Source organism: Bacillus sp. CH140a_4T, from assembly GCF_008923725.1.
Taxonomy (GTDB): Bacteria; Bacillota; Bacilli; order Bacillales; family Bacillaceae_G; genus Bacillus_A.
Genome location: NZ_WBPF01000023.1, coordinates 85,212 through 105,248, shown reverse-complemented (window position 1 = coordinate 105,248; position 20,037 = coordinate 85,212). Strand labels below are relative to the sequence as shown.

19 protein-coding genes, 3 pseudogenes and 1 other annotated feature are annotated in these 20,037 nt (G+C 36.1%); of the genes and pseudogenes, 18 read left to right on the top strand and 4 right to left on the bottom strand.

The window, feature by feature from the left end:
• The first annotated feature begins 193 nt into the window (after positions 1 to 193).
• Positions 194 to 1,732, top strand: a complete 1,539-nt coding sequence (locus F8162_RS28405) for an ABC-F family ATP-binding cassette domain-containing protein (RefSeq protein ID WP_151630258.1) — start codon at positions 194 to 196, stop codon at positions 1,730 to 1,732.
• A gap of 464 nt (positions 1,733 to 2,196) precedes the next feature.
• Here the strand turns inward: F8162_RS28405 and F8162_RS28400 are convergent, their stop codons facing one another.
• Positions 2,197 to 4,221: a glycosyl hydrolase family 18 protein gene (locus tag F8162_RS28400; protein WP_151630259.1), complete on the bottom strand. Its 2,025-nt coding sequence runs from the start codon at positions 4,219 to 4,221 to the stop codon at positions 2,197 to 2,199.
• A gap of 357 nt (positions 4,222 to 4,578) precedes the next feature.
• On the opposite strand from F8162_RS28400, the gene F8162_RS28395 reads away from it, so the two are divergent.
• From F8162_RS28395 to F8162_RS28360, 8 genes are all read left to right on the top strand, one after another.
• Positions 4,579 to 4,950 (top strand): DUF1992 domain-containing protein, encoded by a 372-nt coding sequence (locus F8162_RS28395; protein ID WP_151630260.1) that lies wholly within the window; start codon positions 4,579 to 4,581, stop codon positions 4,948 to 4,950.
• Between the two features lie 10 nt (positions 4,951 to 4,960).
• The gene (locus F8162_RS28390; protein ID WP_151630261.1) at positions 4,961 to 5,275 is read left to right on the top strand and encodes a thioredoxin family protein; all 315 of its coding nucleotides are present in this window, start codon (positions 4,961 to 4,963) and stop codon (positions 5,273 to 5,275) included.
• Between the two features lie 13 nt (positions 5,276 to 5,288).
• Complete coding sequence (locus F8162_RS28385; protein ID WP_151630262.1) at positions 5,289 to 5,534, top strand: hypothetical protein; 246 nt, start codon at positions 5,289 to 5,291, stop codon at positions 5,532 to 5,534.
• Positions 5,535 to 5,660: 126 nt separating this feature from the next.
• A complete protein-coding gene (locus F8162_RS28380; RefSeq protein ID WP_151630263.1) occupies positions 5,661 to 5,804 on the top strand; it encodes a histidine kinase in 144 nt (47 codons plus the stop codon).
• Positions 5,805 to 5,884: 80 nt separating this feature from the next.
• On the top strand, positions 5,885 to 6,466 hold the full coding sequence (locus tag F8162_RS28375; protein WP_151630264.1) for a TetR/AcrR family transcriptional regulator: 582 nt from the start codon (positions 5,885 to 5,887) through the stop codon (positions 6,464 to 6,466).
• 66 nt (positions 6,467 to 6,532) lie between these two features.
• On the top strand, positions 6,533 to 7,765 hold the full coding sequence (locus F8162_RS28370; protein ID WP_151630265.1) for an MFS transporter: 1,233 nt from the start codon (positions 6,533 to 6,535) through the stop codon (positions 7,763 to 7,765).
• Between the two features lie 56 nt (positions 7,766 to 7,821).
• Positions 7,822 to 8,073, top strand: coding sequence for a helix-turn-helix transcriptional regulator (locus F8162_RS28365; protein WP_151630266.1), 252 nt, complete (start codon positions 7,822 to 7,824; stop codon positions 8,071 to 8,073).
• A 12-nt stretch (positions 8,074 to 8,085) separates the two neighbouring features.
• Positions 8,086 to 8,478: a hypothetical protein gene (locus tag F8162_RS28360; protein WP_151630267.1), complete on the top strand. Its 393-nt coding sequence runs from the start codon at positions 8,086 to 8,088 to the stop codon at positions 8,476 to 8,478.
• 42 nt (positions 8,479 to 8,520) lie between these two features.
• On the opposite strand, the gene F8162_RS28355 is transcribed toward F8162_RS28360, so the two are convergent.
• Positions 8,521 to 9,804: an MFS transporter gene (locus F8162_RS28355; protein ID WP_151630268.1), complete on the bottom strand. Its 1,284-nt coding sequence runs from the start codon at positions 9,802 to 9,804 to the stop codon at positions 8,521 to 8,523.
• Positions 9,805 to 9,912: 108 nt separating this feature from the next.
• Positions 9,913 to 11,226: an ectonucleotide pyrophosphatase/phosphodiesterase gene (locus tag F8162_RS28350; RefSeq protein WP_151630269.1), complete on the bottom strand. Its 1,314-nt coding sequence runs from the start codon at positions 11,224 to 11,226 to the stop codon at positions 9,913 to 9,915.
• Positions 11,227 to 11,380: 154 nt separating this feature from the next.
• Here F8162_RS28350 and F8162_RS28345 point away from each other — a divergent pair, with 154 nt between their 5' ends.
• Positions 11,381 to 11,674, top strand: coding sequence for a YesK-like family protein (locus F8162_RS28345; RefSeq protein WP_000383868.1), 294 nt, complete (start codon positions 11,381 to 11,383; stop codon positions 11,672 to 11,674).
• Positions 11,675 to 11,767: 93 nt separating this feature from the next.
• Positions 11,768 to 11,974, top strand: a binding site (T-box leader).
• A gap of 47 nt (positions 11,975 to 12,021) precedes the next feature.
• The gene (proS, locus tag F8162_RS28340) at positions 12,022 to 13,452 is read left to right on the top strand and encodes a proline--tRNA ligase (RefSeq protein ID WP_151630270.1); all 1,431 of its coding nucleotides are present in this window, start codon (positions 12,022 to 12,024) and stop codon (positions 13,450 to 13,452) included.
• A gap of 115 nt (positions 13,453 to 13,567) precedes the next feature.
• On the opposite strand, the gene F8162_RS29200 is transcribed toward proS, so the two are convergent.
• Positions 13,568 to 14,581 carry an LPXTG cell wall anchor domain-containing protein gene (locus F8162_RS29200; RefSeq protein ID WP_151869354.1) on the bottom strand — a complete coding sequence of 338 codons (1,014 nt, stop codon included), beginning with the start codon at positions 14,579 to 14,581 and terminating at the stop codon, positions 13,568 to 13,570.
• Positions 14,582 to 14,782: 201 nt separating this feature from the next.
• Between F8162_RS29200 and F8162_RS28330 the strand changes: the two are divergent.
• From F8162_RS28330 to F8162_RS28295, 7 genes and pseudogenes are all read left to right on the top strand, one after another.
• Positions 14,783 to 15,472 (top strand): annotated as a pseudogene (locus F8162_RS28330) (ROK family protein); the annotation flags it as partial.
• Between the two features lie 251 nt (positions 15,473 to 15,723).
• A pseudogene (locus F8162_RS28320) lies at positions 15,724 to 16,836 on the top strand (RNA-guided endonuclease TnpB family protein).
• Between the two features lie 135 nt (positions 16,837 to 16,971).
• Positions 16,972 to 17,166, top strand: a pseudogene (locus tag F8162_RS28315) (ROK family protein); the annotation flags it as partial.
• Between the two features lie 137 nt (positions 17,167 to 17,303).
• Positions 17,304 to 17,900, top strand: coding sequence for a TerD family protein (locus F8162_RS28310; RefSeq protein WP_151631916.1), 597 nt, complete (start codon positions 17,304 to 17,306; stop codon positions 17,898 to 17,900).
• Positions 17,901 to 17,923: 23 nt separating this feature from the next.
• Entirely contained in the window at positions 17,924 to 18,508 is a 585-nt protein-coding gene (locus F8162_RS28305; RefSeq protein WP_151631914.1) for a TerD family protein, read from the top strand.
• A gap of 80 nt (positions 18,509 to 18,588) precedes the next feature.
• Entirely contained in the window at positions 18,589 to 19,167 is a 579-nt protein-coding gene (locus tag F8162_RS28300; RefSeq protein ID WP_151631912.1) for a TerD family protein, read from the top strand.
• Positions 19,168 to 19,240: 73 nt separating this feature from the next.
• Positions 19,241 to 20,032, top strand: a complete 792-nt coding sequence (locus tag F8162_RS28295; protein WP_042515766.1) for a TerC family protein — start codon at positions 19,241 to 19,243, stop codon at positions 20,030 to 20,032.
• Positions 20,033 to 20,037 lie beyond the last annotated feature (5 nt).

The following is a 20,037-nucleotide window of genomic DNA, read 5'->3' as shown; positions in this document are numbered from 1 at the left end:
AGAAGTCTGCCCATTTTTAATGATTAAGCTAAATTGAAGACAGCAGGTAAAGAACCTTAATCCTTTTTTACGATAATATGTAATGGGTAAGGTGTATTCACCTTACCCATTTTATATATATACAATTAAATAAGGCTTTATACTGTTGCGCTCTCTATTTAGCTTATGAACTATAAGTAAAGGAGAGAAAAAAATGAGTATATTAACAGTAGAAAATTTAAGTCATTCGTATGGTGAGAAAACCATTTTATATAATGCATGTTTTCGACTATTAAAGGGCGAGCATGTTGGATTAGTAGGGGAAAATGGAATTGGAAAATCAACATTGTTAAAGATTTTAACAGGAGAGCTTATACATGATGATGGGAACATTGAATGGTTTCCACATGTGAAGGTAGGTTTTTTACAGCAGCATATGGATTTACAAGAGGGAATCACAATTGAAGGATATCTACAAAGTGCATTTTCGGATTTGTATGAGATTGAACGCAAAATGTTAAAAATTGCAGAAGAAATGGATGGAGCAGAAGAAATAGAAAAACTGTTAGTAAGATATGGAGAATTACAAACTATATTGGAAAGCTCTAATTTCTATCACATTCATACAGAAATTGAAGAAATAGCAGTCGGTTTAGGGTTATTTGAAATAGGGCTTAAAAAGGACGTTTCAAAGTTAAGTGGAGGACAGCGAACAAAGTTATTACTTGGGAAGCTCCTTTTAGAAAAAGCTGATGTTTTATTGCTAGATGAGCCAACAAATTATTTAGATACAGCTCATATAGAATGGTTGCAATCGTATTTGAGACTGTATGAAAAAGCTTATGTGATCATTTCGCATGATGAACTATTTTTGAACAGTATTACAAATATTATTTATCATCTAGAAGGAGGGAAAGTAAAGCGATACGTAGGAAATTATGAAAAGTTTGTACAAAGTTATCAAGTGCAAAAGAAACAATTACAATCGGCGTATGCGAAACAACAAAAAGAAATTTCTCAGTTAGAAACATTTATTCAAAAAAATAAAATTCGAAAAGCGAAACAGGCTAAAAGTCGAGAGAAAGTATTGGAGAAAATGCAAAGGGTTGAAAAGGTTACTCATGTAACTCGACCCCGTTTTGATTTCAATGTTTATGAGGAGCCAGTAAGTCGTATATTGCAAGCTGAGCAACTAAGGATAGGTTATAGTGATCCGTTATGTCCAGAGTTGAATTTACAAGTGAAAAAAGGCGAAAAGATAGCGGTTATTGGTCATAATGGAATTGGAAAAACGACGATGTTAAAAACGTTATTAGGTCAAATAAAGCCGCTAAGTGGTTCAATTTCTGTTGGCAATCGAGTAAATCCTGCCTATTTTGCACAGGAAGAGTTTGCTTCCGAAACAACACCATTAGAGAAAGTTTGGACAGAACGACCAGATATGACAAGGAAAGAAGTACGCCAAGCATTAGCAAAGTGTGGATTGAAAGAAGAACACGTATTAAAACCTATCCGTTTATTAAGCGGTGGGGAACAAACGAAAGTACGTTTATGCGAACTTATCGTAATGAGAAGCAATGTTTTAATTTTAGATGAACCAACTAATCATTTAGATATAGAAACAAAGAAGGCATTGCAGGAAGCGTTACAACAATATACAGGAACAGTTTTACTTGTCTCACATGAGCCTTCTTTCTATGAAGCATGGATAACAAAAGTATGGAATATAGAAGAATGGAACGTTGAACAATAGGAATAAAGAAAAGGCATTAGCTTGTATAAGCTAATGCCTTTTCTTTGTGATTAACATGATTTTCGAGAACTCTTACATGAGAATTGTATGAAGAAGCACTCTTATGGTGCGCTTATAAGTGTGCTTTTTCTTTTGTTATGTTTATATTTATAATCATACTAGATGCCTTTCCCTAATAGGCGACTATCTTTCTTTATATATATAGATAGTTTGAAATGGAATGAAAACTAATTCCTATATGTAAAGGATAATGTGATTGGTATAGGAAGACAATAGAAATTAAAGGAAATTCATGTAAAATTCAGCTGAACTTCACACGAACTTCATATTAGAAACTAAATATGATTATAATAGGTTATTATAATGTTTGTTTGTGATTTTTCATAAAATTAAAAGTTTGAATTTAGGATAGAGCACTCAAACCTAAATTCAAACTTTAGTGAAATAATTAATGGAGATTACGTTTAATTTTCGCTAATGGATGCATTTACAAGTTCAGCAGGATTGCCTGTTCCTGCTCCTCCGATTGTAACCGATCCTCCAGGAGGAATTTCACCATTCCATCCTGCATTCGTAATTACGTAATGATTATTTATTTTACTACTAATTTTAGAATCCCAAACCTGTGTTAAATTGCCGTTGTAATCAAATTCTAATTTCCAGTTTTTAATAGGGGTCGTTCCACTATTTTTAATTACAATCGAGAAGTTGTAACCACTTCCCCAGTTTGAAGTGACTGAAAAAGTAGCATTCCCATTTCCATCAGGAGGTGTTGTGTTAGCATCGTCTGTTTTTACAATAATAGAAGTAGGCTGTGATTTATTTCCAGCAGCATCTTTTGCTATTATTGAAAATGTGTATTCTGTATTAGATTTTAAGTTTTTAATTGTAATGCTATTTGTAGTTGTACTCCATTTCTCTTCTCCGGCAGTAATTTCATATTCCGTAACTCCTACGTTATCAGTAGATGCAGTCCAGTTTAATTGAACAGAGTTTGAGTTTTTATTTGTAACAGCGATGTTTTTTACGTTTGTTGGTGATTCAGTATCTTTTTGAGTAATAGGTCCACCAAGTAACTCTTTTACTAGCGTATCAAGTAATTTAGGTCCACTACAACTATATTTTGGACTTGTACGGCAATCCCCGCTTAGTTCCCAAAACATTGCGCCACTTAAACCTTTTGTTTTTATATAGTCTGTTTTATATTTCATAGATTCGCTGTCATCATAGCTAATAAACGTGCCCGTAGTCGCATTATATAAATAAGGTACTTTCGCTACATCGTTCCAATAGCGAACAAAACCATTTGTATTAACATAATTAGCTGCTAAATCACCATAATCGTACACACCTGTGTCACCGGTAGAATAATCATCCCAAGTTCCTTTAGAAGCGAGTTTTCCATCACTACCTGGCTTACAAGGTTGGTATTGGCCGTTATTTTCTTTTCCGCAACTTTTCCATCCACGTCCGTAAAAAGGTACACCTAATACGAGTTTATCAGCTGGAACCCCTTCATTTGTATAAATATCTATCGCACCATCTACATAAAATTTCGTATCCGCTGCTGGATCATTGGGGTCTTTGTATAGAGCTGCATTATGGTTAGAAGTAGCTTCCCATCCACCATGGAAATCATATGTCATAATATTAATCCAATCCAGTATTTGAGAGATTTTCTTTAGCTCTGTATGATCCGCATAACGTTGGCTTGCACCTGACGCGATTGTTAGTAAATATTGTTTCCCATCTTCTGCACCAGCTTTCGTTAATGCATTTCGAACATCTTGAAGGAGTAGGGTGAAGTTTTGCTTATCTTCAGGACGATAACTACCACCAGGAATTGTTTCAACGCCTGGGTATTCCCAATCTAAATCAACACCGTCAAATCCATATTCGCGAAGAAAAGCTACTGTAGATTCAGCGAATACTTTTCTTGTTTTTTCATCGGCGGCCATGTCAGAAAAGCGATTAGACCAAGTCCAGCCACCAACGGAAATAATTGTTTTTAAGTGAGGATACTTAGCTTTTAATCGTTTCAGTTCTCCGAAATTTCCGCAACGGGCGTATTTATCACAATCTTCCCAAGTTGTACCTGATCCCGGATAAGATTTTGTGACATCAGCCCATGGTTCGCCGAGTACGAGAGTACCATTAGGAACCTCTTTATTTTGCAGTGGTACACCAGATTCTTTACAGTTCCACGTTTGCTTATTTGGATTATCGGGGTGAGTAGAAGGGTTTCCGTGTTTTCCATTCCAGCAAATATCAGCGAAAGCATAGTTTAAATGAGTTAGCTTTGATGCATCAATGTCTGCAACTTGATAATTACGTCCGTAAATGCCCCAAGAAGGAAAATACCCAACAATTTTTTGACCTTGCTTTGGTGAATCTGCTAATGCGAAATTTGGAGTAATAAAGTTTGTGAGAAAAAGAGGTAAGAAGAGTAGTAGGGATAGTAATAGCAGCGTGAATTTTTTTGATTTCATAGTCATTTCTCCTTTCAAAATAAAAGATATATTTAAAGGCATGCGCCAATAAACCAAAATGAAACGTCTAGATAAAAATGATCAGACATCACGAAGTCTATACAAGGGAGCTGGGGTGATTAAATCGTAGCAAATGTCAGATTTGGTGTAAACGCTTTATTTGATTCGAAAAGACTTTCTCAATATGAAATGGCTCTAATACAGATTACACATGAAGATAAAATATTGATTAGGGGGGAAAGGGCTTCTTGGAATTAAATTTGAGAAAAAATTGTATGAGGTCAATTTGTAATAGCGTAGCAAGATGAGAAAATATCATGTAAAATAATAGTAAAAATATGTAAAGGAGAGAATGGTGTGGATGTCTTTTTGAACATTGCTGAAGAAAAAATTCGACAAGCAATACGGAATGGAGACCTTGATCATATTCCGGGAAAAGGAAAACCACTACAATTAGAAGACCTTTCAATGGTACCTCCAGAACTTAGAATGAGTTATAAAATCTTAAAAAATGCGGGTATGATTCCACCAGAAATGGAACTACAAAAAGATATATTAAAAATAGAAGACTTAATTGCGTGCTGTTATGATGAAGCAGAGAGAAAAAAATTACAAGAAGAGTTAACAGCAAAAACGCTGCGTTTTCAGCAGGTAATGGAAAAGAGGAAAATTAAAGATAGTTCAGCTTTTCGTATGTACCAAGGTAAAGTATTTCGTAAATTACGCTAAGAGGGATAAGATGAATACATTTGAAACGATAGAAGAATTAGCGACATATATTGAAGAACAACAATTAGTACTTCTGTTTATTAAAACAGAAAATTGTGGTGTTTGTGATGTTATGTTAAGAAAAGTAAATGGTATATTAGAGAATTATGATTACGTAGAGAAAGTAGAAATATTACTACAAGACATGCAAGAAATTGCGGGGCGATATGCAGTATTTACAGGGCCAACAGTTTTATTATTTTATAATGGAAAAGAGATCCTTCGTGAATCTCGCTTTATTTCACTTGAAAATCTAGAAAGAACCATTCAATTATTCGAAGATTAAGGGAGGTTTTTATATGGAATTTATTATTTTCATACTATTATTTGTTGTAGTTGGAATAATTGTAACAGCAGTTCGATCAAACAAAAAGAAGGTAAATCTTACGAAACAAAACAACATTCATAATTCATCTAACAACTCATCACCATTATTTTTCTTTGCTGGATCTGATAATGATAGCTCACACGATGGAGGTTCACATGATTGCGGAGGTTCTTTTGGTGGAGATAGTGGAGGCAGCTGCGGTGGTGGCGGTGATTGATGAAAATGCGCCTTATAAAGGCGTATTTCTTTTTAAACAAACGTTTGATTAGTTTGCTTACATACGCATAAAAATAGTTCAACAAACGTTTGATTAAATATTTTTAACATACTAAGGGGAATGGAAATGAAGAGGGAACCGAAAGTGAAAAATAAGGGGAAAGTAGCGTTATTTTTATTAGCTGCGGGAGGCATATTTCTTGTTAAATTAGGATTTAAAATTGGAATAATACATATGATTCGAACGTGGTTTGAAAGTACATTTTCTTAAATAAGGGATATAGCCTCTTGCGATAGAGGTTTTTTATTTGTTATTATTAGACTGGACGGTCGGTTTAAAGAGGTGTGAATATGAGAAGAAATGCAGAAGAGATAAAGAAAGAAATTGCCTATAAAGCAGAAAGTCTGTTTTCACAGAAGGGCTATGCAGCTACATCTATGGAAGAGATTTGTGAAATTACAGAGAGAAGTAAAGGAAGTATTTATTATCACTTTAAAAGTAAAGAAGAATTATTTTTATTTGTAGTAAAACAGCATACGTATGATTGGCTTGAAAAATGGAATGAAAAAGAGAAGTTGTATAGTACGAATACTGAAAAACTATATGGTCTCGCAGAATATCATGTAGAGGACATACAGCAACCAATTTCAAATGCAATAGAGGAATTCTCTATGAGCCAAGTTGTAAGTAAAGAGATTTTGGATGAACTGTTAGCTTTAACTAGAGAATCATATGTTATGTTTGAGAAATTAATTGAAGCAGGCATACAGTCTGGAGAGTTTCGTGAAGATAATACGCGCGACCTTATGTATATTGTGAATGGATTATTATCAGGGCTTGGAGTACTTTATTACGAGTTAGATTATAAAGAGCTGAAACGTATTTATAAAAAGGCAATAGATGTACTGTTAAAAGGAATGGCAACTGAGTAATAAGTCAGTTGCTTTTCTTACCAAATAAATTAGACCGAACGGTCGGTTTGTGGAAGGGGAATGAAAATGAACGCTTTATTTAAAAACCGAGCATTTATGCTCGTTATGGCATCTGATATTTTACAACAGTTTGCAATTTGGATCAGAAATATGGCTCTTTTGTATTTCATAATGGAGCGAACGAATAATGATCCAGTTTCTGTTTCATTGTTATCAGTTATGGAATATGCACCTATCTTTATCTTCTCGTTTATCGGTGGTGCGCTAGCTGATCGCTGGAATCCCAAAAGAACAATGATCGCTGGAGATATATTAAGCGTACTGTCTATTATAGGAATTGTCTTGTTGTTAAAGCTGGATTATTGGCAGGCTATATTTTTTGCAACACTCATTTCCGCTATTGTAGGCCAGTTTTCTCAGCCGTCATCTTCGCGTATATTTAAACGCTATGTAAAGGAAGAACAGGTAGCAAATGCGATTGCATTTAACCAAACATTACAGTCATTATTTATGATTTTTGGACCAGTGGTAGGATCGCTTGTGTACACACAACTTGGTTTATTTACGTCACTATATAGCTTAATCATTTTATTTTTGTTATCTGCTATCGCCCTTTCATTTTTACCAAAATGGGTGGAACAAGAGCAAGTGGCGAGAGATTCATTAAAAAATGATATAAAAGAAGGGTGGAAATACGTTCTTCATACGAAAAATTTACGTATGATTACAATCACTTTCACCATTATGGGCTTAGCTGTTGGACTAACGAATCCATTAGAAGTGTTTCTTGTAATAGAGCGTCTTGGAATGGAAAAAGAAGCAGTTCAATATTTAGCCGCAGCTGATGGAATCGGTATGTTGATCGGTGGTATTGTTGCTGCAGTTTTCGCTTCAAAGGTAAATCCGAAAAAGATGTTTGTATTCGGTATGAGCATATTAGCGATGTCATTTTTAGTAGAAGGGCTATCTACATCATTTTGGATTACTAGTTTCATGAGGTTTGGAACAGGTATTTGTTTAGCTTGCGTTAATATCGTTGTCGGTACGCTTATGATCCAGCTTGTACCAGAAAATATGATTGGGAGAGTAAATGGAACAATTTTACCACTGTTTATGGGGGCAATGTTAATCGGAACTTCACTAGCTGGAGGGTTGAAGGAAATGACCTCACTAGTTACTGTATTTTGTATAGCAATGTTACTTATTTTATTCGCGATTGGACCAGTTCTACGCATGCAAATAAATAAAGAAGATGTCGCTAATAAAGAGGAACTAACAAATTCGTTAGCCTCGAAATAACCACTGTAAGGGAGCAGAATTGCTCCCTTTTCTTGTGGCATTCTTTTGACAATGAAATGTCCCAACTATATACTGGTGATGTAAAAACGATTTTACAGGTTAGGAGAAATGGTGTGAAAAATCAAATTTATGAATTACGCACTGAAAATAATATTTCACAAGGCGTATTAGCTGATAAATGTAAGGTTTCTAGACAGACGATAAATGCAATTGAGAATAATAAATATGATCCAAGCTTAGCATTAGCTTTTCGTTTAGCGGAAGTATTAGGAACAACTGTTGATAAACTATTTTTGTACAAGCAGTAGGGGGAGTAGTTGTTGGGGAAAGAGAAAATAAGCTTGTTCGTTACGGCCGTAGTAGCTGTCAGTACACTATTGTTTGCACTTTACTACTGGTTAACTGAACTTCAAGTAAACTGGTATGCACTATTTATTTGTAGTATCGCATTACATTATATGTTTAAAAGTTTGGTATTGCATAATGGTGATGCACTAATGGAGGAGAACGAAGATTTAGAAAAACATGTATTAAAAGCGAGTGCAAATGTTACATATTATGTATTAGTTGTATTGATTTTTGGTTTATTTTTCGCATCGGTAGGCTTTAATAAATGGATTGATTTTCATAATATACCGCTATTGTTTGCGTTATGTGCTGCTATAGTTGTAAAGCCAGCTGTTGAGTTTTTAATTGTAAGGCGTTATCGATAAAATAAAGAAAAGATCCTCTTCTTATGTGAAGAGGATCTTTTCTTATAGCGTTTTCGTTTTTGGACTAGGTGGTGTAACGGATGTATCATTTTCTGGAACTCTAGTTAGTAAGAATCCACCGATAACGAACAGTACAATGATACTAAGGACACCAGCGTTGGTTTTTCCTGTTAATTGCGTTGTAACACCGACTAATACGGGACCCATAATTGCCGCGAATTTACCAAATATATTATAAAATCCGAAGAATTCATTTGCAGATTCTTTAGGTACTAGTTTTGCAAAATAGGATCGACTCAGCGCTTGAATCCCGCCCTGAGAAGTGGCAACTAACATTGCTAAAATCCAGAAATCGAGTGTCGTTTTTAAGAAATAAGCATATGTGCAGATAATGATATAAATAATAATACCGACATATAGCATCTTTTTACCTGTAAATGTTTCTGATAATTTTCCGTATAATAAAGCGAATGGACAAGCTACAATTTGTGTGACGAATAAGATGATTAATAGATTCGTTGCACTAATCCCGAGATCTGTTCCGTAAGCGGTGGACATAGTAATAATTGTATCGACCCCATCAATATAGAAAAAGTAAGCGATTAGGAACATGAATACAGTTTTATATTCTTTAATATTTTTAAAAGTAGCAGCAAGGCGTTTGAAGCTCATTGTAATTGGTCTAGGGTGACGTTCAATATAGTGCGTTTGCTCTACGTTTTTTAGCATTGGAATCGTAAATAACCCCCACCAAAGAGCTGTTATCGCAAATGAAATTTGACTAGCAATACCAACAGATAAAGGGATAGTTCCTTTTTGAGAAAGAATAATAAGAGCGATACAACCGATAAAAGGAATAGTACTCCCAATATAGCCTAATGCGAAACCTCGCGTAGAAATTTGATCCATTCTATCTTCAGAAGTGACATCTACTAAAAATGCATCATAAAAGATGTTTGCCCCCGCAAAACCGATTAATGCGAGCATATAGCATCCTAGTAATAAGTACCACTGAGATGTTGGGACGACTGCTAGCATACTTGTAAATACGATACCGAGTCCAAAGAAGAATGTGAAAAATCGTTTTTTAAATCCTTTATAATCAGCAACTGTGCCGAGAATAGGAGCAAGTATAGAAATTAAAAGTGTAGCGAACGAGTTTGCATATCCCCAATATGCTGTTGAAGTTGCACCAGATAGTCCAGCTTCTTTTGCAGCTGCCTTAAAGTAAATTGGGAATAATGCAGTTGTAATGACGAGCGAATATACGGAGTTCGCCCAATCGTATAATATCCAGCTTTTTTCTTGTCTGGACATTTTTTTCATATAGTGTTCCCCCTTAAATTAGTTCTACTAACAGTGTACAAAAATAAAAATTATAAAAAGAGAAACAGTGATGATTTTTACATAACTTTTACATATATACACAGTTCTTTACAATTGGAGTAAATCCTCTACAATTGATCCGTCTGTTTCACCTAAGTGTAAACCGAGTAGTCTAGCGATAGTTGGACCTTCATCAATAAGTCTCATATACGGGATGGTAACGCCGCTTTTTATCCCTTTCCCAGCAGCGATAAAAATTGTTTCATAGTTAGGTTTTGTTGGAGAGTATCCATGCGTACCAAATGTATATTTTTTACTAGGCGTAACATCTTTTTCAGTAATTTCTTTTATAAAATCTCCTGTATAGTTTTCAGTGAAATAATATCCTTCTCGCGCTTCTAACATAAATAAACAATTACCATCTGCACCACAGTCTTTTGCAGCTTCATCATGAAATATAAATTCAATACCGTTTTGTTTATTTTGAAGTAGTTCTTCAAGTAGTAGTTGTACGTCTCGAATTGTATCGGTATCGTTCTTGTCTTTCACATATACATAGGCAGATCCGTCACAACTTTGGCAATAGGCCTTCCAGTCTACTAATTTTCCTTTTGAATTTATAGATATAAGCCCTTTTTGATGAAATAGTACATTTAATTGAATGGCTTTGTTTTCACTTAAAGCGCTATGATCACCGAGAGCGATAATTGTACTTTCTTTGTATAGGTCACTGTCTTTTAAAGCTTGAATAATTTTTCCTAGCCGTTCATCGTGTCTATGAATTGCAGCTACTGTTTCTTTTGATTCAAAGCCGTGATAGTGTCTTTGAGTGTCTAAATCGGTGAAATGTACAAACATGACATTCGGCTTTTTCGTCTGAATTGTATGTACAGCAGAAGCAAGTACGAAATCATCGAGTTCAGGTTGTGACAGTCCATTTCGTATATGACCAAAGCGCTGATTTAAATCTAATTGATATAGCGGGCTACCACTAAATAATGAAACTAAAATTTGATTTTGCCACGGTCTATTTGGAAAGATTTCTGGCAAATTGTAATCAATATTTGCTCTGCCGGTAACAGGCCATAGAAGGGCAGCCGTCGTTAAATTTGCTTTATGTGCTTCATCATATAACGTTGTTCCTTTAATAGATTTTCGGTACCAATGCCAATCTGGTGACTCGCGTCCAGGTTGAAGTAACGTATTGCTAACTACGCCATGTTTATTAGGGTAGTTTCCAGTAACGATTGTTGAGTGACTTGGATATGTTACAGAAGGATAAATCGGTTCCACTTTTTTCGCAATTGCGCCTTTGTTTATCAATGTTTGGAAATTAGGAAGTTTTTGTAATATAGGAAAATCTAAAGCTGATAAGCAATCGAAAGATAAAATAATGACGCGGTTTGTTAATGCTTTATCCATAAAGTTCCCTCCTGATTATATAAAACCTATTCTTATATATTACTATTAATACCTAGTAATAAAAATATATTTTGAGGTGAAAATTTATTGTTTATTTTCAGAAAAGTTAAACATATAATTAAGTATAAGGGAATGAATGGAAGGAGGAAACACTATGGATTGGCTAGATGGATTTAGTATCTTTTACATCATTGGCGGAATTACGATTATCCTTGTATTTGCTATTTCGTATTTATTAAAGAAACGGTTTCCAAACAAGCAGTTTGATATTATATTTGCACTTAGTTTAATACTTCTTTGTTTAGCATCCTTTCCCGTTACAATGATGGTGATTGGTGGATGGGAAGGAATGGGATATGGATTTATTGGTTTCTTCGTTCTACTTGGTACACTTATCGGTATGATTGCACATCAACTTGTAAAAATCTCGCGAAAAAGCTACGTATAAAACTGTAAAAAATGAAAAGAATATATAAAAGTTAGAAAATTAGCTATTGTTTTAAAAAAGAATTTGTATTATGATAATCAACAAATTTATTTCGTTATAACGATGAAAAAGGATTAGTACATATTCAACCTTTTTAGCAGAGAGAGAATCCAGTAGGCTGAAAGATTCTTAAAAAGGCGATATGGAACCTACCTTTGCGTTCTGCATATGCAGCGGGAGTTTCCCGTTATCAAAAAGAGAGCATGCGCAATTTTTGTGCATGAATCAGGGTGGTAACGCCGGCAAAGCTCGGTCCCTATTTAGGGACACGGGCTTTTTTGTATTTTCTAGAAGGAGGAAGACTGACTATGGCAAAAGAACAAGTACAAGCAATTACGAAGATGGAAGAGGACTTTGCACAGTGGTACACAGATATTGTAAAAAAAGCAGAACTTGTTGATTATTCAAGTGTAAAAGGGTGTATGATTCTACGTCCGTACGGTTATGCCTTATGGGAAAATATGCAGAAAGTTATGGATGAGAAGTTAAAAGCAACAGGTCATGAAAATGTGTATATGCCAATGTTTATCCCAGAGAGTTTATTGCAAAAAGAGAAGGATCATGTAGAAGGATTTGCTCCTGAAGTAGCATGGGTGACACATGGCGGGGATGAAAAGTTAGCAGAGAGACTTTGTGTACGCCCTACATCTGAAACTTTATTCTGTGAGCATTTTTCAAAAATTGTGCAATCCTATAATGATTTGCCAAAGCTATATAATCAGTGGTGTTCAGTAGTTCGTTGGGAAAAGACAACAAGGCCATTCCTTCGTACAACGGAATTCTTATGGCAAGAGGGTCATACAATTCATGAAACGGCAGAAGAATCTCAAGCTGAAACGTTACATATTTTAAATCTATATGCTTCTTTCTGTGAAGAATACTTAGCGATACCAGTAATTAAAGGACAAAAAACAGAAAAAGAAAAATTTGCGGGCGCAAAGGCAACTTATACAATTGAAAGCTTAATGCATGATGGGAAAGCACTTCAAACAGGAACATCCCATAACTTTGGAACGAACTTCTCAGAAGCATTTGATATTAAGTTTTTAGATCGTAACGGTAAGTGGCAATATGTACACCAAACATCTTGGGGAGTATCAACAAGAATGATAGGTGGACTTATTATGGTTCATAGTGATAATAATGGGCTTGTAATGCCTCCTAAAGTCGCACCAGTACAAGTTGTTATCGTACCAATTGCTCAGCATAAAGAAGGAGTTTTAGAGAAAGCAACAGAGTTACAAGGGCATATTCAAAAGGTTGCACGCGTGAAAATAGATGCTAGTAATAAAACACCAGGCTGGAAATTTAATGAGTATGAAATGAAGGGCATTCCAATTCGATTAGAAGTTGGGCCTAAAGATATTGAAAAGAATCAAGTTGTACTTGTAAGAAGAGATACGAAGGAAAAAGAGTTTATATCAATGGATCAAATAGAAGAACGTATTCCAGCATTACTTGAGGAAATTCATAATTCTTTATTTAATAAGGCAAAAGTATTTCGCGATGAGAATACGTATAGTGCGACGAATTTCGAAGAGATGAAAAAAGTAGCTGATGAAAAGCAAGGGTTTATTAAGGCGATGTGGTGCGGAGAATTAGCTTGTGAAGAGAAACTAAAAGAAGAAGTTGGTGTATCTTCACGCTGTATGCCTTTTGAGCAAGAGCATTTAGCTGAAGAATGTATTTGTTGTGGTAAAGAAGCGAAGCAAATGGTGTATTGGGGAAAAGCGTATTAATACTCTTTCTGATAGGTGATAAAAAGGACTTTGGGTTGCATAATAAAATGCAATCCAAAGTCCCTTTTAGTTTTTCAATTTGTTTCATGTATTTTTTAGATGGAAGGATGTGTTTTTATTTTGCGTTTTTACGGCGAATAAATAGTAACATACCAATTAGGAATGTTGAAAGTCCCATTAAAATAGATGCAGGATAATGTGTTGCAGTATTAGGTAACTTATCGCCTTGTTTTTTCGCATTATCTTTTACATTACCACCTTGGGAACCGTTGCCCCCCTGAGAACTGCTATCGCCTTTAACGCGGTTACCGCCTTGAGAGCCATTGCCCCCTTGAGAACTGCTATCGCCTTTAACGCGGTTACCCCCTTGAGAACTGCTATCACCTTTAACGCGGTTACCGCCTTGAGAGCCGCTGCCACCAGAGCCGCTGCCACCAGAGCCGCTGCCACCAGAACCGCTGCCACCAGAACCGCTGCCACCAGAACCGCTGCCACCAGAACCGCTGCCACCAGAACCGTTGCCGCCAGAACCATTGCCACCAGAACCGCTGCCATCAGAACCGTTGCCGCCAGAGCCATTGCTGCCAGAACCATTGCCACCAGAACCGCTGCCACCAGAACCGTTGCCGCCAGAGCCATTGCCACCAGAGCCATTGCCACCAGAGCCATTGCCACCAGAACCGTTGCCGCCAGAGCCATTGCCACCAGAACCGCTGCCATCAGAACCGTTGCCATCAGAGCCATTGCCACCAGAACCACTGCCATCAGAACCGTTGCCACCAGAACCGTTGCCACCAGAACCATTGCCACCAGAACCGTTGCCGCCAGAGCCATTGCCACCAGAACCGTTGCCACCAGAGCCATTGCCACCAGAACCGTTGCCACCAGAACCATTGCCGCCAGAACCGTTACCGCCAGAACCACTGCCATCAGAACCACTATCGTCCTGAGAACCATTGTTTCCTGGTGGTTTATTATTATCTTTTGAGTTACCTTCTGCTAAATGATCGTTATTTTGTACAATTGCGTTTGTTGCTGGAGAGAAGTTTTCCGTTGCTGCATTACCGATATTTAAACCACTAAAAAAAGATAAAGAAAGAGTTGATGCTAAAATGAAGATTTTCGTCATTGTTTTCCTCCTAAGAAATTAATATTCCATCTAAAATACATCCCTTTGTAATATTTCTTAGGAAAAAGAGTTTTATGCAAAAAAACTATATATAGAAAAAGGTGGTGTATTTCTGAAGAGAGAAAAGAGTTAGTGTAAATTCTTTATAATAGTGGAGTGGTGGAAGTTTTACACTCATTACAGTAGAGGAAGTGACAGCAGATGAAAGAATATATTGCATTTGATATTGGTGGTACACAAATTAAATATGGAATTGTTTCAGAAACAGGCACAGTACTAAAGCATAAAACAGTTCCAACAGAAATTCATTTGGGTGGGGAACAAATCATTCAAAAACTTATTCTTCTATCCAAATAATTAATGAATAAACATACGATTTCTGGAATTGGCATTAGTACTGCGGGAATTGTTAATATTTATACAGGGGTTGTAACGGGAGGGGTGGAGCATATTCCGAACTACGCGACTATTCCTATTATTGATAGATTGCAAGGAGTATTACAAGTTCCTGTGTCCGTTGAAAATGATGTGAATTGCGCAGTTTTGGGAGAGACATGGAAAGGGATTGGAAACGGAAAAAGAAATTTTATTATGCTCACTCTTGGAACAGGTATTGGAGGAGCAATTTTTATAGGTGAAGAGTTATACAGAGGACATTCTTTTAGTGCTGGTGAGTGGGGAAATATGTTAATAGAAGGAAAGCCGTTTGAAGAGGTCGCTTCCATTTCAGGGTTAATTCGTCTTGTGCGAAAATATAAAGGTGAAAGCGATTGGAATGGAAAAAAGATTTTCGAACTGTATGATAAAGGCGATAGGGAAGTTAAGCAGGCAGTTGAGGTTTTCTTTAAGCACTTAGCGATTGGAATTAGTAACCTTGCTTATATTTTTAACGCATTATCCGAAAAAAATCACCTTCCTGGGGCGTGTGAAAGACGATAGTCTAGCGGTAGGTGGGAGATGAATTTCGGTTTGGCATAGCCAAACATTTGGTTTTCCTATTTATTTCGCCCTTGATATAATCAGTCTTATAAGAGGTAAAGTTTGATATAACAATGAAAGTAGATAATAACCATGTAGTGTTCAGGTCTTGGGATCACCGTCATAGCTTATGGGAAATGAAGCGAAAAGTGAGGTGAATGGATATGACAAAGCAGAATAAGGCGTACAAGTTTCGTCTGTATCCAACAGAAGAACAAGCACATCTCATACGTAAAACGTTCGGGTGTGTACGTTTTGTATATAATAAAATGCTGGCTGAACGAAAGGAAATATATATAAAACACAAAGCGAATAAGGAAGAACTGAAGAAGCAAAAATTTCCTACTCCTGCAAAATACAAAGTGGAGTATGAATGGTTGAAAGAAGTTGATTCATTGGCATTGGCCAACGCTCAATTAAACTTGCAAACTGCTTATAAGAATTTTTTTAGTGGTCAAAGTGATTTTCCTACATTCAAAAGTAAAAAGAGTAGAAAATCCTATACAACGAATCGAGTAAACGGAAATATTATGTTATTTCATGGTTATATCAAATTACCAAAATTGAAAATGGTGAAACTGAAGCAACATAGAGAGATACCGCAAAACCATATCATCAAGTCGTGCACAATTTCGATGACACCAACTGGTAAGTATTAAGTGTCTATTTTGACCGAATATGAAAAAGAAATCACTCCAAAAGAAGTAGAACGTGTAGTTGGATTAGACTTCGCAATGGCTGAATTGTACGTGAGTAGCGAAGATGAGAAAGCCAATTATCCTCGCTTTTATCGTCAGATGTTAGATAGATTAGCAAAAGCGCAACGAGTATTGGCAAGACGTGTAAAAGATTCAGAGCGCTGGAATAAACAACGCATTCGTGTAGCGAAGTTGCATGAAAAGGTCACCAATCAACGTAAGAATTTCCTTCATCATAAGTCTAAAGAATTAGCTGCGAATTTTGATGTTGTAGCAATCGAAGATCTACATATGAAAGGAATGTCACGAGCACTTAGATTTGGTAAGAGTGTAGCGGATAACGGTTGGCGGATGTTCACGACATTTTTAGCATATAAGCTACAAGAACAAGGAAAACAGCTTGTGAAAATAGATAAATGGTTTCCTTCTACAAAGATGTGTAGCCGTTGTGGAAACAAAAAAGAAATATCATTATGTGAACGCACGTATGTGTGTTCGTGTGGACTCACAATCAGTCGTGACTATAACGCAGCGATCAATATCAGAAAGGAAGCCATGCGGTTATTAGCATTGATATAAATCGTAAGAAATAACCTTTGGAACAAGGGAGTTAGCTCGGCTGTCATAGGACAAATTCGTTAGCTATCAAAAGTAGCGATGAACCGAGAAGTCCCCACTCGGGGTAAGCTCGTAAGAGATACTAAGTGGGGGTAGTTCACTCCAGAAATGATTGTTATAGGTGGAGGAATTACTGATAGGGGAAATAAGTTTTTAAAAGAAGTAAAAGAAATAAAAGAAGGGGTAGAAAAATATTTAAATAAAGAGATTTATAGTAATTGCGAGATTGAACTTGCACAAAACGGTAATTGTGCAGGGCGGATTGGTGCTATTTACCACTTCTTACATTAGCATAAATAAGTTATATGAATGTTTTCATATAACTGAGAATTTATCCTTTTTATCACTAGGTAAATAATGCTACAATGTAAGGGAAGAATACAATATTTTCCGCTTTGGAAAATGCTTTGTAGAAAGGAAGAAACTTCATGCCTATTATTTTAGAAAAAGGTCAAAAGATCGATTTAACGAAAGGACAACCAAAAGTAGCAAAACTACAGGTTGGCTTAGGCTGGGATCCAATTGGACAATCAGGTGGGTTTCTGTCTTCATTATTTGGAAGTAAACCAAATGTAGATTGTGATGCATCTGTTGTTATGTTAGAAGGAGATCGTTTTTTAAACAAAAACGATTTAGTTTACTTCGGAAACAAGCTTTCTAATTGTGGTAGTATTATTCATTCAGGAGATAATTTAACAGGTGAAGGTGCTGGTGACGACGAAACAATTTTCGTAGAATTACATAAAGTTCCAAGCCGTATTAATCGTTTAGTATTCGTTGTAAATATTTATGACGGTGTAAATCGTCGTCAAGATTTCGGGATGATTCGTAATGCATATATTCGTATTCAAAACCCGCAAACTGGTGAAGAATTAGCACGCTATAATTTATCGGATAATTATGCTGGCAAAATGACTTTAATTGCAGGTGAAATGTATCGTCACGGAAGTGAATGGAAGTTTTCAGCTGTTGGAGAAGGCACACAAGATAAAAACTTAAGTGAGATTGTATCACGTTATCAATAAAATAAACCGAGGAGGAATTGCATATGGCATCAATTTCATTGAAAAAAGGACAAAAGGTAGACTTAACAAAAACGAATCCAGGTCTTTCGAAAGTTCTTGTAGGACTTGGTTGGGATACGAATCGTTATGACGGACAAAACGATTTCGACTTAGATGTTAGTATTTTCTTAGTAGGTGCTAACGGTAAAGTTTCAGGTGCAGAGGATTTCGTCTTCTATAATAACCCTAAAGGCGCGAATGGTGCTGTAGAGCATCTAGGAGATAATCGAACTGGCGAAGGTCAAGGCGATGACGAATCAATCAAAGTAGATTTGAAAAATGTACCTGCACATATTGAACGTATTTGCTTCACAATTACAATTTATGATGGAGAAGGTCGTAGCCAAAACTTCGGACAAGTTTCTAACTCTTTCGTACGTATTTTAGATGAAGAAAAGAATGCAGAGTTAATTCGTTACGATTTAGGAGAAGATTTCTCTATTGAAACAGCTGTTGTAGTAGGTGAACTATACCGTCATGCAGGTGACTGGAAGTTCAATGCAATTGGAAGTGGATTCCAAGGTGGATTAGGTTCTCTATGTAATAACTTTGGTTTAGATGTAGAGTAATAGGTTAATAAATCCATCAGTGAAGCTTATTCTTACTGGTGGATTTATTTTTAAACATTAAATTATAGAGGTGAATATACATGGTTATTCAATTACAAAAAGGACAGAAAATTGACTTGGCAAAGACAAGCCCTGGTTTAACAAAAGCAGTAATTGGCCTTGGATGGGATATTAAATCTTATGATGGTGGATCAGATTTCGATTTAGATGCATCTGCCTTTTTATTAGATGCGAACGGAAAGTGTACGAAGGAAACTGATTTTATCTTCTATAACAATTTACAGTCTCCTTGTGGATCTGTTCTACATACAGGAGATAACCGCACAGGTGAAGGTAATGGTGATGATGAACAACTTGTTGTGGACTTAAAGAATGTTCCAGCAGATGTGCACAGAATTGCTATTACAGTTACGATTTATGATGGAGAAGGCCGTAATCAAAACTTTGGACAAGTTGGAAACGCATTCGTTCGTTTAGCGAATGAAGAAACGAATGAAGAAGTTCTTCGTTTTGATTTAGGGGAAGATTTCTCCATCGAAACAGCAGTTGTCTTTTGTGAATTATACCGTCATAATGGACAGTGGAAGTTTAATGCAGTAGGAAGCGGATTCCAAGGTGGTTTAGGTGCGCTTGTAAGAGCGTATGGCTTGGATGCATAAGAAGGGAAACGATATTCGTTTCCTTTTTTTGACCTTTCTATAAATCTAGCAAAGAATAGGAGATAAAGGTAAGATGAGTATTTTGCAAGGAATCCTTGATACGTATGCTCAGTTTTTCGACTTGGACATGTGGATTAAAGTGTTGCAAGATCCAGTATCGTGGGGATTAATAGGTACACTTGTTGTACTTGAAGGATTGTTATCTGCTGATAATGCACTTGTATTAGCGGTAATGGTAAAACACCTTCCGGAAGAAAAACGTAAAAAAGCATTATTCTATGGACTTATTGGAGCTTATGTATTCCGTTTTATTGCAATTGGAATTGGAATGTTCTTAATTAAATTAGCATGGGTAAAAGTGTTAGGTGCACTTTACTTAGCATGGTTGTCAGTTAAATACTTCATTGATAAAAGAAAAGGTAATGCAGAAGAAGAGGAAGCTCATGGTATGAACCAAAATAGTATTCTCTTCAGAATGTTTGGTGTCTTCTGGGGAACAGTTGCGATGGTTGAATTAATGGATATCGCGTTCTCTGTAGATAGCGTACTTGCCGCATTTGGTGTATCAAATGAAGTTTGGATTTTATTATTAGGTGGAATGCTTGGTATTTTAATGATGCGCGGTATCGCTGGTGTATTTTTAAAATTGTTAGAGCGTATTCCAGAACTTGAAACGACAGCATATATTTTAATCTTAATTATTGCAGCAAAAATGTTATTGTCGGTTATTCATATTGAAGTAAGCCATACGCTATTCTTTATTATTTTAGTTGTAGCATTTGGAGCAACATTTATACTTCACTACATGAAGAATTCTGGACAAGCTAAAGAAGAAGTTGCAGCTACTAAAAATAATCATAAATAATTGAA

Bases quoted from the DNA above. Each gene is read 5' to 3' on its own strand.
- F8162_RS28300 (WP_151631912.1), top strand. From the start codon at position 18,589: ATGGTTATTCAATTACAAAAAGGACAGAAAATTGACTTGGCAAAGACA.
- F8162_RS28305 (WP_151631914.1), top strand. From the start codon at position 17,924: ATGGCATCAATTTCATTGAAAAAAGGACAAAAGGTAGACTTAACAAAA.
- F8162_RS28370 (WP_151630265.1), top strand. From the start codon at position 6,533: ATGAACGCTTTATTTAAAAACCGAGCATTTATGCTCGTTATGGCATCT.
- F8162_RS29200 (WP_151869354.1), bottom strand. From the start codon at position 14,581: ATGACGAAAATCTTCATTTTAGCATCAACTCTTTCTTTATCTTTTTTT.
- F8162_RS28365 (WP_151630266.1), top strand. From the start codon at position 7,822: ATGTCCCAACTATATACTGGTGATGTAAAAACGATTTTACAGGTTAGG.
- F8162_RS28310 (WP_151631916.1), top strand. From the start codon at position 17,304: ATGCCTATTATTTTAGAAAAAGGTCAAAAGATCGATTTAACGAAAGGA.
- F8162_RS28350 (WP_151630269.1), bottom strand. From the start codon at position 11,226: ATGGATAAAGCATTAACAAACCGCGTCATTATTTTATCTTTCGATTGC.
- F8162_RS28375 (WP_151630264.1), top strand. From the start codon at position 5,885: ATGAGAAGAAATGCAGAAGAGATAAAGAAAGAAATTGCCTATAAAGCA.
- F8162_RS28295 (WP_042515766.1), top strand. From the start codon at position 19,241: ATGAGTATTTTGCAAGGAATCCTTGATACGTATGCTCAGTTTTTCGAC.
- F8162_RS28390 (WP_151630261.1), top strand. From the start codon at position 4,961: ATGAATACATTTGAAACGATAGAAGAATTAGCGACATATATTGAAGAA.
- F8162_RS28380 (WP_151630263.1), top strand. From the start codon at position 5,661: ATGAAGAGGGAACCGAAAGTGAAAAATAAGGGGAAAGTAGCGTTATTT.
- proS (WP_151630270.1), top strand. From the start codon at position 12,022: ATGGCAAAAGAACAAGTACAAGCAATTACGAAGATGGAAGAGGACTTT.
- F8162_RS28385 (WP_151630262.1), top strand. From the start codon at position 5,289: ATGGAATTTATTATTTTCATACTATTATTTGTTGTAGTTGGAATAATT.
- F8162_RS28400 (WP_151630259.1), bottom strand. From the start codon at position 4,221: ATGAAATCAAAAAAATTCACGCTGCTATTACTATCCCTACTACTCTTC.
- F8162_RS28355 (WP_151630268.1), bottom strand. From the start codon at position 9,804: ATGAAAAAAATGTCCAGACAAGAAAAAAGCTGGATATTATACGATTGG.
- F8162_RS28345 (WP_000383868.1), top strand. From the start codon at position 11,381: ATGGATTGGCTAGATGGATTTAGTATCTTTTACATCATTGGCGGAATT.
- F8162_RS28405 (WP_151630258.1), top strand. From the start codon at position 194: ATGAGTATATTAACAGTAGAAAATTTAAGTCATTCGTATGGTGAGAAA.